This window comes from Mesorhizobium sp. M0408 (assembly GCF_040321495.1).
Classification (GTDB): domain Bacteria; phylum Pseudomonadota; class Alphaproteobacteria; order Rhizobiales; family Rhizobiaceae; genus Mesorhizobium.
Map to the genome: position 1 here is coordinate 1 of NZ_JAMYRO010000060.1, position 13,648 is coordinate 13,648.

The following is a 13,648-nucleotide window of genomic DNA, read 5'->3' on the forward strand; positions in this document are numbered from 1 at the left end:
GGACACGACCGAATTTATCTACGGCCGCGCGCAGCCGGGCAAAAATCGGGTTTACCAAGACGATCAACGCCGGGCGGTACAAGGCGGGCAGCCCCTTGTGATCGAATTTCTGGCCTGCCGGCCACCGCTAATGCGCACGCGTCCAAGTTTTGCGTCCTGTGTAATTGCAGCCGTGACGAAAGCAGAATGATTGGAGTTGTTCTTGCCGCGCTTGTTTCTGCACCACGTGAGCCAGCCATATGCGATCAACGGGCAATCAAAATTCAGGGCAAAAGCACATACCAGGTCGAACAACTTCTCGGGTTGAGCAACACCATCAGCCTGGTCGAGAAATCGGCCGAACTCGACCGCAAATGCCTCTTTGGCCGCCGTTCGCAAACCCGCGAGGGGGCCAAAGAAAACTGGCGGAAACTCCGATTGGCAACCTTCGAACCTGAGAGACTGCGGGTTTTCCATAGTCTCTGCTCTGCAGCCACTTGCGCCTGATGTCTTCACTCGTGCACAAAGCTGGCGGGTTTAAGGCGCCGTCTTCACCAGACAGGCACCCGCCAAAGCTCTACCCTAATCTCGCACCGTCTCGAGTTATTTGATGTTAAATTTCAGTTTCAAAACTTTTTGCGAAAGTGGAGTGCGGATTCCGGATCAAGCCGGCCGGGTATTCCGATTTGAAGGCGGCCACCATTCCGGAATGAGCCCGGATTCCGATCAATAAACCGCCCACTTTGCGGCAACTGCGGCATACGCTCCTTGTGCTGAACAAGGAAAGCGCAATGCCGGCAAAGCGGAAGATGACCATGAGACAATTTAGACAAACGCTCCGGCTTGCCGGGGACGGGACCAGCGCCCGGAACATCGCGCGGACGCTCGGGGTGGCGCGCAGCAGCACCATTCAGGGCAATCTGAAGCAGCGATGGCGGCGGGCCTAACATAGCAGCTGCCGGGCGAACTGACCGACGATGCCTCGGGGGCAAGCTTTTTGCATGGGATCAAGCAGGGCATGCGGCGGCGCCCTGAACCGAGCTGAGCCGATTTTGTCGTCGAGCTCATGAAGCCGGGCGTCACCCTTCTCATTTTGTAGGAAGAGTATCGCGCCGTTCATCCGGCGGCTACGGCTACAGCCGCTTCTGGGATCTCTAGCGCGGGTTCGAGCGGCGGCTTTCACCCAGGCTGGATCACGTCGCCGGCGACAAGGTCTTCGTGGATTATTCCGGCGAGAAGATCGCCATCGTCGATCCTCTGAACCGGCGAGATACGCGAGGCGGAGATATTCGTTGCCGTTCTCGGCGCCCAACTTCACCTACGCAGTCAATCTGTTCCGCCCGGTGCATGTGAAGACCCTGACAAGCCCAGAAACGCCGGGCCTTGTTGCGCAAGCCCTTACAGGAAAAGGCGATTGCCATCGAGAACGACATCCGCGGGCTGCTGCGCAACTTCGGGGTGAACGTTGGCGCGGTCGGCGCGGTCAAATTCGAGCAGCGCATCCGCGAGCTCACCGAAGGCATGCCCGATCTGGCCGAGATGGTCGAACCGCTTATCGATGCGCCCAGCAAGCTGCGTCAGCACTTTGCCACCGTCCAACGCAAGCTTCTGGCGATCGTCCGAGATGATGATGCGGTTTGCCGCCAGCTGATGTTGATCCCCGGTGTCGGCCAGTCGTGTCGCTGGCCTACACCGCGAGGATCGACATTCCGGCCCGATTCCGCAATTCGAAAGCGATCGGGCCGATTTTGGGCCTGACGCCGGTGCTCCATGAGTCGGGAGAAAGCCGCCGTGTCGGTCGCATCTCGCTGTGCGGTGATGGCATGATGCGAACGCTGCTTTATGGTCGTCATCAAGGGTGCAGTCATGAAGACCGCCTGATGCGTTAGCCGAACTGAATTCTGCAAATCTTCCAGGATCCGATCAGTCCTGGCGGATCCAGGTGGGACGAACCGGGAATATGCATGGCCCTGAAATGGCCGTAAGCCAGAATGGTCTCGTCCTCCTGAGCCCTTGTCCGCCGCAAGCGGGATGTTGCCGCTGTCTCGAACAGCGACCGTATATAAGTTGGATCTGGCTTGGCAACGAGCCGCGTCTTGCAATCGGACTCAGACCGTGGATGCCTCAACAACCGACGGAAAGCAAAAATGTCACCCTGACGACAGTTCCGCATTGACGCTCCTCATATAAGCATATTCGATCTTTTTGCCACGCACGAGATCGGCCACGAACTGAAGGCGATGTCGCAGTGGCTGGACGAGCATCGCGATCTGCTTGGCTTGGTGGCGCGAGATTTGGGTCGGCAGGGCGTCCAGGCCACCGGATGGCAAGGTCTACTTGCCGGGGCGGTGTTGCGCTGTGCGCTTCTCAAGCAATACCGACAACTGAGCTATCAGGAACTGGCATTCCACCTCGAGGACTCAGCCTCGTTTCGCGCCTTTGCCCGCCTGCCGTGGTCCTGGAACCCGCAGAAGTCGGTGCTGCAAAAGACGATCAGCGCGATCCGACCCGAGACCTGGGAAGAGATCAATCGGGCGCTGCTGTCGAATGCCCGGCAGAGAAAACTGGAAGACGGTGCGGTCGTGCGGCTGGACAGCACTGTCACCTCGGCACTCATGCACGAACCGAGCGACAGCAGCCTGCTGTGGGATGCTGTGCGGGTCATGGTGCGCCTGTTGAAGCAGGCTGATGCCTTGGCCGGTGGCGCTGGCTTGGAATGGCGAAATCATTGCCGCGGCCAAGAAGCGCGCCCGCAAGATCCAGTTCACACGTGGCCGGCCAAACCGTGTCCAACTCTACCGTGAACTGATCGCGATCGCCTGCGCGACCTTGGCCTATCTGAAGCAGGCGACGGAACGATTGGCCGCGGCGAGCACTCCGCTCGTCGCACTCTGGCAGGCTCGCCGCCTTCTATGGTCACGCGCCGCGGCAAGGCGGCGGCCGACGGCGGCTTTGCCAGTCGCGACAATCTGGCTACAGCGAAGACCTTGGGCGTGCGCGACATGGCATTCCACAAGAAAGCCGGCCTCAGGATCGAGGACATGGTTAGAAGCAATTGGGGTCTATCGCAAGCTGCGCAACTTCCGGGCCGGCAGCGAGGCCGACATCTGCGCGCGTACGGCTTGGCGCGCTGCACCTGGCGCGGCCTTGATCACTTCAAGAGCTATGTCTGGTCCTCGGTCGTGGCCTACAATCTCGTCCTCTTCGCACGTCTCAAACCGACCTGACGTCGAGCCATTGCGCGGGTCAGCAGCCCGCCGGCAGGCGCCGGCTCCATAGCCATGACTAACTTCCGTTCGGCGAGTTCTTTCTGGCGTGACCCATTAGATTTCGCGTCGGCCCGGTACCGCGAACGACGTTCTTCCTGCGGCAAACCTCTGTCAACGGGCGTTTATGGACGGAAACTAGTCTAAACAGGGCGGATCGCCGAGCACTATTGGAGTTCCGGATGCTAATGGGCCAGCGGATCCTGTTCGCGACCTCAGCCATGCCGTGCCAGTTATTCATTACCAACTGTAAGCTCAGCCCGATATGCTGACGCCGAATTCATCTCACCCTCCGACTCAGCCAGCGACAGTTCACCTCCCGTTCTGTGCCGCTGATCCATTGGCAGATTTGCTTCACCACTACCCGCTTATGTACTATTGCCTATCCGAGATCAATCTATGCCCAAACAATGTTGGACGCGCGATGCTTTTTTGGCTTGTGTTTGGAACACAAGCAGTAATTGAGAGATTACCCTTGCACCAAGTCGGTCCGAAAGTAGGAGGGCCAAGCGTCACGCATGAAGGGCGTTGCGACCGACAAACTTAACGAGCCGACGATCGTTGAGAAGGGGAAGGTGATCTGCATCCAGGTGACGCACGGCGATCAGCTGATCGGTGGCTTTGCCGGCCTCGGTTGTGCGGGCAACCTTGCTCTCGCGAAGACGCTTGCCTTGAAGCGGGAACAACGTCGAGTGAAGACTTGGCGCAAAGTTTGGCCGCTACGCCACTGCCGCCCGCGCCATCAGGCATTCGAAACAAAAGGGAGCCTCATCATGCCTTCGCAAAGCGATGTCATCCTTGGTATTCTTGAACTCAACGAGGGCTTGTCGCCCGACACCCCGTCCTTTGCTCCTCGGGACGGAGCATTAGTTAACCCCGCCACATTCGATCGACCCGTAATAACGGAGATGGTAGCAGGCGCGTTCTGACACTTTCTAGGTGGTCAGTCCCGTCTGACTTAAAGATTCTTGACTGCATTATCGAGGATTTGGAAATGAGCTCCGAAACGCTTCCGTACGCCAGGAGAAGCCTCCCAGTGCAACGCGCAGGCAGTCTCACCGGCTACAAGGGATGCTTCTATCATGTCCCCCAATCCGTCGTCATAGCCAAGGGGTAATCTGTTGTAGGTCGGACGACGCAGCGCTGGAAGATATTCCTCCCTCATTCGGGATCTGTCTTTCTTTAAAGGTCCGAACCTGAATCGATCTGTTCCCGCAAAGCAACGGCGGGATGGATTCGGAAACACAAAGGAGAAAGCATGATAATTCATGGAGAACAGCTATCGAGTGACAGAAAAGTTGCATCAAGTGACGACACGCCTTTGCCACCGAAAGTGGCCGATGCACGAGAGAAACAAAAGTCGGCCTTCCGCTTAGATCTCAGTGCCGAAGCTGCGCGGACGGACAATGTCGGCGAGTTAAGATCGGTGTATATTCCTGCGCACGGCAGCGTGAGACTCGCCTTGGATATCGTCCGTCCGATGGATGACCGCGCCGACGTCAAACGCGACACCGTTCTGGTGATGACGTGCTATGGCCGGGGCAAGAAGGACGACCCCTCTAATCCTTATGCCGATCTATTCGTCCCGCATGGATGCGCAGTGGTTGTTGGAGATGTACGCGGTACCGGGGCCTCCTTTGGTGTTTGGCCCGGCCACCGCTCCCGCGAGGAGATCCTGGACTTTAGCTGGGTGGTGGATTGGATAGCAGCACAGCCCTGGTCCACTGGTAAAGTACTTGCATATGGCATGTCTTACACGGCTAACTCCGCAGATCTGATAGCCTCGCGAAATCACCCAGCGCTGAAGGGAATCGTGCCGCGATATGTCGATTACGATATCTTCTTTGAGACCTGGCCCGGCGGCGTTCCCAATCTCACACTCGACAGGTGGAGCGAGTGGGTCGAATCGCTAAACAGAAATAAGAACAGCAAAATCAATTCGGACCGCGCCGCCAGCCTTCGCGTGGACATTCGTCCGGTTGGGAGCGAGGCTGAGCTGGCTGCTGCCTTGCTCGAGCACGGGGAGGCGCCCTCTTACTTACCCGTGCATCAGATCACATCCAAGGACGAATGGTTGAGCAGGGTGACCGAGTTTGACTTTTCACCGCAGGCAGCGGCGGACCTCATCTCGAAGTCTGGCGTCCCAATGCAAAACTGGAGCAGCTGGTTCGATTCTGGGTCGGCGCAGGGCTCCATTCGGCGATTTCTGCTTCAGTCAAATCCGATGAACGTGATCATCGGTCCGTGGAACCACGGCGGCCGCAAAGCCTACGACCCACTTCGTCCCGACGTTGAAGATCTCGTTCCAACCATGGCGAGCCAGCAGGCAAATGATATTCGGTTCATGGACGCGTGCTTCAACGGCCAAGCTGCAAGCGATCCTGATAAGGTCATCCACTACTACACTTGCGGGGAGGGCGCTTGGAAATCGACCCGCTCGTGGCCAGTCCCTGCCACGCGCCAACGCTGGTACATGGCAAGTGGCTCGCGCCTGAGATCACTGCCGGACGAGATGGGCTTCGACTCACTGCAGGTCGACCGTGAACTGGGGGACGTGCTCTCAAACAGGTGGGACACGAACGGTGGCATTGGTACTTGGGAAGTGGATTATGGGGATCGGCAACAGTTTGCAGCCGGACGCCTCGCCTACACCAGCGAGCCGCTGGCACGAGACCTCGAGATCACCGGGCATCCCATTGTGGAGCTGAATGTCTCCTCGACCCGCGAGGACGGCAACTTCTTCGTCTATCTGGAAGCCGTAAGGCCGGATGGGGTGTCCTGCTATCTCACGGAGGGGCAGCTGCGCGGGTTGCATCGTAAGGTGTGGACTGACTCTCCTTTCAGTGTGCTGGGACCGCAGCATAGCTATTTGAAAAGTGATGCCGAACCGCTCACACCGGGCACGCCGACCATCCTGGCGTTCACCTTGCTTCCTATATCGGCGCTCGTTCCAGCGGGTTACAGTTTGAGGGTGTGTCTCGCAGGAAGCGAGAGCACTACGTTCGCCAATGTGCCCGCTGACGGAGCAGCGCCGCAGCTTAAATTTCATCGCGGTCCCGACGGTTGCTACATTGACCTACCCATTGTTGAGTGGTGAGCGCCGATCCCATCACTTGCAATGCCGGGCCTAATGATAAGCGATAAATTTCGCCTATCCAATCTACAATAGGCGAGAGAGATTGTTGGTATTTCCGCCGCAAAAGATGATCGCGCTACAAAAAGGACAGTACAATGACTATCAAAATAAACGAAATCAGCGAAAAGGATCGCAACAGTGTCTTGCACCCTTTCACGCAGCTTAAGGATTTCGCCACCGGCAAGCTCGGCGAGCCGACAATCATTGAGACAGGGAAGGGCATCCGCATCCAGGACGCGTACGGCAAGCAGTTGATCGACGGTTTCGCCGGCCTTTACTGCGTCAATGTCGGCTATGGCCGCACGGAGGTCGCCGAGGCGATTTCCCGTCAGGCCTATCGCCTTGCCTACTATCACTCTTATGCGGCGCACACGACTGATGAGTTGGCGATCCTTTCTGATCGTCTGGTGAAGATGGCGCCGGGCAAGATGAGCAAAGTATTCTACGGCATGTCGGGCTCGGACGCCAATGAGACCCAGGCCAAGCTCGTTTGGTACTACAACAACCTGCGCGGTAAGCCGACGAAGAAAAAGATCATCTCGCGTGAACGTGGATACCATGGCTGCAGCGTCGTCTCCGGCTCGATGACCGGAATGAGTTTCTACCACGACCATATGGACCTGCCGCTGCCGCAGATCGTCCATACTGGCGTACCGCACCATTATTGGGGTGCCAACCCAGGCGAGACGGAGAAGGAGTTCTCTAACCGTCGTTCGGCCGAGCTCGACCAGCTGATCGAGCGTCTCGGTCCTGACACTGTCGGCGCATTCATCGCTGAGCCTGTTCTTGGCACGGGTGGCATCACGCCGCCGCCGGAAGGCTACTGGAAAGCGATCCAGGCGGTGCTCAAGAAGCACGACGTTCTCTTGATCGCCGATGAGGTGATCACCGGCTTTGGCCGTACCGGCGCGATGTTCGGCTCGCAGCACTACGGCATTGAGCCCGACCTCATCACCGTCGCCAAGGGCCTGACCTCTGCCTACTTCCCGCTCTCGGCCGCGATCGTCGGTGAGAAGGTCTACAAGGTGCTCGAAGACGGGGCAGATCGTGTGGGCGCCTTCTCGCATGGCTACACCTATTCCGGTCATCCGATCGGTGCGGCTGCTGCCAATGCCGTTCTCGACATTGTCGAGCAGGAAAACCTGCCCGGAAACGCTCGCGAGGTCGGCGCCTACTTCCAAGCGCAGCTCAAGGAGAAGTTCGCCCAGCTGCCGATCGTCGGTGAAGTGCGTGGCGTCGGCCTGATGGGCGCCATCGAGTTCGTCGGTGACCGCGAGAACAAGATGCGGTTCGATCCGTCGCTGAAGGTTGGTGCGCGCGTTTCGAAGGCCGCGCGGGACCGCGGTCTGATCGCTCGCGCCATGCCGCATGGCGACATCCTCGGCTTTGCGCCGCCACTCGTCACTACCAAGGCGGAAGTCGACGAGATCATCTCGATCGCCGAGAAGACCGTTCGCTCGGTCATGGACGAACTGGTTCGCGACGGCCAAAAGATCTGATCAACCGTCAAACCACGGCGGCCGGTGATTCCGGCCGCTGCGAGAAGCCGAAGGCTTGTCATCAACGACTGCATCAAAAGCCAGAACGGGGCAGGCACACGAGCCTTGCCTTGCGTGACAAACACCACCTCCAGACAGGAGGTTCATCAGGAATAGGGAACCTGGCCACATGACTGCCGCCAAACTCCATATTATGACCAGCCTGGCGCCGATCTCTGTTCATAGCCCTTATGATGGGTCTCTTCTCGGATCGGTCGAGGCGATCGATCCTGCAGAGATCAATGCGCTGCTCAAGCGTGCTCGATGCGGAGCCGAGATCTCGCGCAATCTGCCCAGGCACAAACGTGCGAGCATCCTGGAGGGTGCCGCACAGATTATCGAAAGCCGCCGCGACTCTTTCGCTGAGACCATCGTTCGCGAAGCCGGCAAGACCATTGTTCAGGCGCGGAAGGAAGTGCTGCGCTGCGTCAACACGCTGAAGCTTTCGGCGGAAGAAGCAAAGCGCAATGCCGGTGAGATTGTACCATTCGATGCCTATACGGGATCGGAACAACGCCAAGGCTGGTTTACCCGTGAGCCACTCGGCATCATCACCGCCATTACCCCTTACAATGATCCTCTGAACCTCGTCGCTCACAAGCTCGGCCCGGCAATCGCTGGCGGCAACTCGGTGCTGCTCAAGCCGTCGAATCTAACACCGTTCTCGGCGATCAAGCTTGTCGAAGCGCTTCGTGAGGCCGGTTTGCCTCAGGAGATCATCACGGTCGCTCATGGCGACCGAGAGCTGGTGACCGCGATGATCTCCGCGCGCGAGGTGCGCATGGTCTCGTTCACCGGCGGATTTGCGACTGGTGAAGCGATCAGCCGCGTGGCCGGCCTGAAGAAGCTTGCCATGGAGCTCGGCGGCAATGCGCCTGTTATCGTCATGAATGACTGCGACTTCGACAAGGCGGTAGGAGGCTGTGTCTCCGGCGCGTTCTGGGCGGCTGGCCAAAACTGCATCGGTGCCCAGCGCATCCTGATCCAGGCCGAACTCTACAATCGCTTCCGCGATGCCTTTGTTGCGACCACGAACAAGCTCAAGGCCGGCGATCCCCTGCAGGAAGAGACGGATGTCGGTCCGATGATCTCCCAACAGGTTGCAGAACGCACAGAAGCGGCCGTCAACCAAGCCATCAACGCAGGTGCCAAGCTGCTCTGCGGACATCGCCGCGAAGGGTCCCTTTATCATCCGACGGTACTCGAAGGAACGCCCCTGACGTGCCGTCTGTGGCATGAGGAAGTCTTCGCGCCCGTGGTCATGCTCGCGCCCTTTAACACACTCGATGAGGCGATCGAGATGGCCAACGATCCGGACTACAGCCTGCATGCCGGCATCTTCACCAACGATCTCAATGTCGCACTCGACGCAGCCAAGCGAGTCGAGGCGGGCGGGGTGATGATCAACGACTCCTCCGACTACCGTTTCGATGCCATGCCCTTCGGCGGCTTCAAATACGGCAGCATGGGTCGCGAGGGCGTCCGTTTCGCCTATGAAGACATGACCCAGCCAAAGGTCGTCTGCATCAATCTGGGGTGACGCGAAGCCTCGATCAACTGACTTGACTGCAAATCTACATGCGCGAGGCCCGCTGTTCGAAGGCATGTTCATCGCGGCTGGTGGGTCTTTGCGGTATTCCGGAGTTGCTGATCGGGGCAATTCGGAAGGCCGGCATCAAAGACCTGACGATTGCGTCGAACAATCGCGACGTCGATGACTCCGGTTTAGATGTGCTGCTGAAAGGCCAAGATAACAGGAACAGAAATCTCGTCCTGTATCGGCAGAATGCCGAGTTCATGCGGCGGTATCTAAGCTGCAAACTGGAGCTCAAGTTCAATCCGCAGGGGGACGCTCAGCGCGCGCAGTGCGGGCCGGCTGCGTGGGCATCCCCCGGCTTCTACACCAGGACGGCGTTGCCGAGGGCAAGGAGCTGAAGATCTTCCATGATGAAGTCTATGTGCTCGAGACCGAACATTGTCGATCACCATTTCATCGTGAGGGCCTGGGCGGATATGATCGGGAACCTTGTCTTCCACAAGACGGCTCGCAACTTCAATCCTCCCGCCGCCACGTGCGGCAAGATCTGCGTGGCCGAGGGGCCAAGGAGATTGGGCCACATGTTCGTCCGGATCAAAATCGGTTTTGCCCGCCTCACTCCAGCATAAACCTGGAGGCAGCATGGACCGCCGCGTCTCGTCTTTGAATTCACGTGCGGCGATACTGCGCTGACGCATCGAGCTGAGTTATATTCCGACATTGTCCCCCAGCATCCCAAACAGCAGACGATCATTGACGAGCCGCATTCCGGTCGATCACCGGTGTGTCGGCCACGCGCCGCATCGTCCAGCGGATCGCCGCTAGGTTTCTGATCATGGGCACTTTTCCCATGAGGCTGGGCCCACCCGGCATCCCCACCAGTAGCCACTCTTGACAATGGTTTCTCATGCCCAGCATTGACAACGGACATTACAGGCCGCGCTCCGAGGCCCGGCGGCAATTATGCTTATTCAGGATAAATCTATACCACAAGGATATTGGACCGTAATAATTATGTCTCTTAAATTCGAACTCCAGCTGCAGGCGCCAAAAAGGAGGGATAATGACGGCGATCTCGTGTGTTGTGTTCGCCATAGGCTGAGAGTGAATCCCTTGATAACCAAGGGAGGGAGGGAGAACGAAATGAGCTTTTTCATAAATCGCAGGCACTTCTTGCAGGCAACATCGTCCGTGATCGCGGTAGGTGCAGTATCCTCTGCGACCGGTCGTGCACGGGCAGCGTCCGCCGGCGAGTTGAAAGTCAATATGAGCGGCGGCAATTGTGATGGAGGCCTATGTAAAGCCTTTTGAGGCCGAGACCGGGGTCAAGGTGACGAGGAAACGCCACTGCTCTTGATGATTACCATCATCGAACTGATGGGGCAGGCGCGCATCATTGCCAACATCAACTATCGCAATCTGGAGCCGATCGCCTTGGTGGACATCTTCTTTCTCGTCGTCAGCGTCCCGTCCATCATCGCGCTCAACACCTCGAGCGGCGGTACGGCAGCCAAGGTCGGAGCCATCACAACAAGTCGAGATTTTGAACAGAGACGGGCAAGCGCACGACGCGGCCCCCGCCCTAAAATGGCCCAAAACCCATCCACTCGGTGAAATAGCAAAGAGGACGAAGAACTTGAAGGGAATAGGCTTGATAGCACTGTCCACCGATCCGGTGGGAGAAGGCGCATTTAAAGCAGAGATGGCGGGCTCGCACACGCGCATCTTTACTACGCGTGTGTCCTATGACAAAGAGAACCATAAAGCCGGCGGTTTCATTCCTATACCCGATTGGAAAATCGTGCTTGCAACTTTGCCACCCGGCGATCTGGTTAAGCTGATCGCGTTCTCGTGCACATCAGCTACGATTGCGCTAGGGAATGAAACACTCCTGAACCAGCTAAGTGCTGCACGACCCGGTCTCAGCTATACATCTCCAGGCATAGCCTCCGTGGTGATGATGCAGCGCTTCGCGATAAAGCGGATCGCGCTCCTGACGCCCTATGGCGCGACGCTTCACAGGGCGTCTACGCCATATTTTGCTCGCCACGGTGTCCAGGTCGTCGCCAGCCATTCGTTGTCGCACCCGATGAATCTTATCACAGACGACGACATTGCCCGAGTGCCCGTCGATCGCATTGAGACGGAGTTGAAAGCGCTGCTGGCGGCGGCGCCCCCACTCGATGCCCTATTCGTATCTTGCGCAGCTTTCTCCATCCGGAGATCGGATCTTAGCCGACTAAGTCACGCTTTGGGGTATCCGGTCCTTGCGAGCGTGAATGCCATGGCTTGGCACGCTCTTGATCTCCTAGGCGACCACAGACTTCGTGACGGGATGGCAGCGGAGTTAAACTTGCCACGCGCTGAGGCCCAAGCCTGACGGGTTGGGCATGACACACAGTTCCTGTCGGCTGCTATCTTGCGCCGGTTCACCAGACTTAAATTTACCTGTCGAGGCGAGTGATGACCACGAGTACAACTATGCATGGAACTGACGATGTCACTCGGTTGCCTCCCGGCGGCGCGGCGTTCGTGTGTTGGACACCCGAGCAGCAAATCATCGGCTTCCGATCGAGAGAGAAAATTGATCCGGTCCGTGTGGTGGGCCGCAGCGCCAATGTCCGCCATCTGCCCTTAGCCATCCATCACATCTCGCCCCGCTGGAATTGGGATGCCCAAGAGATGGACGTGGACCGCTACATGGAAGCGCAGCGTGTTTCGGGCATCGTCGTGCTGAGGGGCGGCCGAGTAATCTTTGAGCGTTACGGCCTCGGACGCAGGGAATCGGATTGCTGGATGTCCCTTTCGGCCGCCAAGTCGGTGACTTCGATCCTGGTTGGTGCGGCAGTCCAGGATGGCTACATAGAGAGCCTGGATGCGCCGGTCAGCGACTATATTCCTGAACTTAGGGAGAGTGCATATGAGGGCGTGTCCATCCGTCAGCTTTTGACCATGACCACAGGGGTAAAATGGAACGAGGACTACACAGACCCCAATTCGGACGCGCGTCGCTCCGTATGGTCGACGCCGGAACTTGGGGTCAATCCTGTTGTGGCTTACATGCGTCGCCTGCCGAGGGCGGATTCGCCGGGGAGCAAATTCGCCTACAAGTCTGGAGATACCGACCTGGCCGGTATCCTTGTGTCGACAGCGGTGGGCAAGTCGCTATCAGAGTACCTGTCCGATAAGCTCTGGCGACCCTACGGAATGGAGGCGGACGCGTTCTGGGCGGTGGATGGGGCAGGCCATGAGTTCGGCGGCGGCGGCATCTCTGCGACCCTCCGCGACTATGCTCGTATCGGCCAGTTTATGCTTGAGGGCGGCAAGGCGGGCGCCATCCAGGTCCTGCCGGCCACGTGGGTTGAGGACTCAACAAGCGCTCACGTAGTATTCTCGGAGGAAAATGGGGCGACTTATCTCAATCGCCGCGAGGGCTACGGCTATTTCTGGTGGATTTACAAAGATGGCTATGCGGCCCTAGGCTGGGGCGGCCAAGCGATCTTTGTATTTCCGAAGGAACACCTGGTAATCGCAATCAACTCCGCCTGGCCGGAGCCTAATCTTCCCGAGTATAGACAAGCGCAGGAAGCCTTTGTCGAAGCAGTGCGCGCGGCTGCTTTGACGCAGCCTTCAAGTCCTGTACGCGAATAGGGCCTTGTGGTGACGTGCTTGATGCCGAGGTCGCGGCAGGCCTTGGCGAAGGTCTTCTATCTTTGGCAAGAGCCGTTGTCGCCGATCTGTCGCAACCTTTGATCACCAGGGCCGTGGCAAGGACCCTTCGATCAATTTCGGGGGTTCCAATGTTCAAAGGCCGTCAGTTCGATCCGCCCGTGATCCTGCTTTGCGTGCGCAGGTACTTGCCATACAATCTCTGAGCCTGCGGGATCTTGAGGAGGGGATGGCCGAGCTCGGCATCCTCGACCAGACGCAGGCTCAAGGGGAACCTGTAACACGATGGCGCTTGTAGCGGACGGTCGCGGTGTTCATTCCCTCGGTCTATGCCGCAAATCCCTGAACGCGACTTAAGTTGATAACGCCCGTATGAGACATCATGCTGGAATGGACGGCCGCAAGTCGGGCCGCATCCTACAGGTGGCGGCGACTGGCACCTGGCTCGCCTATAATACTTGGGGCGGTTCGAACATTACAATGGGATCACAGGTCCAGATCGCAACCAGTATTCGCCCATTGT

At 58.1% G+C, this 13,648-nt stretch carries 11 protein-coding genes and 4 pseudogenes; 14 read left to right on the top strand and 1 reads right to left on the bottom strand.

Going from position 1 to position 13,648, the window contains the following annotated elements:
* Both NKI67_RS33095 and NKI67_RS33100 read left to right on the top strand, forming a co-directional pair.
* Window positions 1-190, top strand: a 190-nt coding sequence (locus tag NKI67_RS33095) for a hypothetical protein (RefSeq protein WP_352649014.1), incomplete at its 5' end; no start/stop codon positions are given.
* Entirely contained in the window at window positions 187-486 is a 300-nt protein-coding gene (locus NKI67_RS33100; protein ID WP_352649016.1) for a hypothetical protein, read from the top strand. The genes NKI67_RS33095 and NKI67_RS33100, both read left to right, overlap by 4 nt.
* Before the next feature lie 106 nt (window positions 487-592).
* Here the strand turns inward: NKI67_RS33100 and NKI67_RS33105 are convergent, their stop codons facing one another.
* Window positions 593-889, bottom strand: coding sequence for a hypothetical protein (locus tag NKI67_RS33105; protein WP_352649017.1), 297 nt, complete (start codon window positions 887-889; stop codon window positions 593-595).
* A gap of 415 nt (window positions 890-1,304) precedes the next feature.
* Between NKI67_RS33105 and NKI67_RS33110 the strand changes: the two are divergent.
* The 12 genes and pseudogenes from NKI67_RS33110 to NKI67_RS34010 all read left to right on the top strand — a co-directional run.
* Window positions 1,305-1,823, top strand: a pseudogene (locus NKI67_RS33110) (transposase); the annotation flags it as partial.
* A 327-nt stretch (window positions 1,824-2,150) separates the two neighbouring features.
* Window positions 2,151-3,206: pseudogene (locus NKI67_RS33115) on the top strand (ISNCY family transposase).
* Between the two features lie 557 nt (window positions 3,207-3,763).
* Window positions 3,764-4,174, top strand: a complete 411-nt coding sequence (locus tag NKI67_RS33120) for a hypothetical protein (protein WP_352649019.1) — start codon at window positions 3,764-3,766, stop codon at window positions 4,172-4,174.
* Window positions 4,175-4,503: 329 nt separating this feature from the next.
* Complete coding sequence (locus tag NKI67_RS33125; protein ID WP_352649021.1) at window positions 4,504-6,342, top strand: CocE/NonD family hydrolase; 1,839 nt, start codon at window positions 4,504-4,506, stop codon at window positions 6,340-6,342.
* A 134-nt stretch (window positions 6,343-6,476) separates the two neighbouring features.
* Window positions 6,477-7,880 (top strand): aspartate aminotransferase family protein, encoded by a 1,404-nt coding sequence (locus tag NKI67_RS33130; protein ID WP_352649023.1) that lies wholly within the window; start codon window positions 6,477-6,479, stop codon window positions 7,878-7,880.
* 169 nt (window positions 7,881-8,049) lie between these two features.
* On the top strand, window positions 8,050-9,459 hold the full coding sequence (locus NKI67_RS33135; RefSeq protein WP_352649025.1) for an aldehyde dehydrogenase family protein: 1,410 nt from the start codon (window positions 8,050-8,052) through the stop codon (window positions 9,457-9,459).
* Window positions 9,460-9,497: 38 nt separating this feature from the next.
* On the top strand, window positions 9,498-9,854 hold the full coding sequence (locus tag NKI67_RS33140) for a CoA-transferase (protein WP_352649027.1): 357 nt from the start codon (window positions 9,498-9,500) through the stop codon (window positions 9,852-9,854).
* A 955-nt stretch (window positions 9,855-10,809) separates the two neighbouring features.
* Entirely contained in the window at window positions 10,810-11,070 is a 261-nt protein-coding gene (locus NKI67_RS33145) for a hypothetical protein (RefSeq protein WP_352649029.1), read from the top strand.
* A 37-nt stretch (window positions 11,071-11,107) separates the two neighbouring features.
* Window positions 11,108-11,836, top strand: coding sequence for an aspartate racemase/maleate isomerase family protein (locus tag NKI67_RS33150; RefSeq protein WP_352649031.1), 729 nt, complete (start codon window positions 11,108-11,110; stop codon window positions 11,834-11,836).
* Window positions 11,837-11,919: 83 nt separating this feature from the next.
* Complete coding sequence (locus tag NKI67_RS33155) at window positions 11,920-13,107, top strand: serine hydrolase domain-containing protein (protein ID WP_352649033.1); 1,188 nt, start codon at window positions 11,920-11,922, stop codon at window positions 13,105-13,107.
* 149 nt (window positions 13,108-13,256) lie between these two features.
* Window positions 13,257-13,372, top strand: a pseudogene (locus NKI67_RS33160) (IS6 family transposase); the annotation flags it as partial.
* A gap of 149 nt (window positions 13,373-13,521) precedes the next feature.
* A pseudogene (locus NKI67_RS34010) lies at window positions 13,522-13,648 on the top strand (N,N-dimethylformamidase beta subunit family domain-containing protein); the annotation flags it as partial.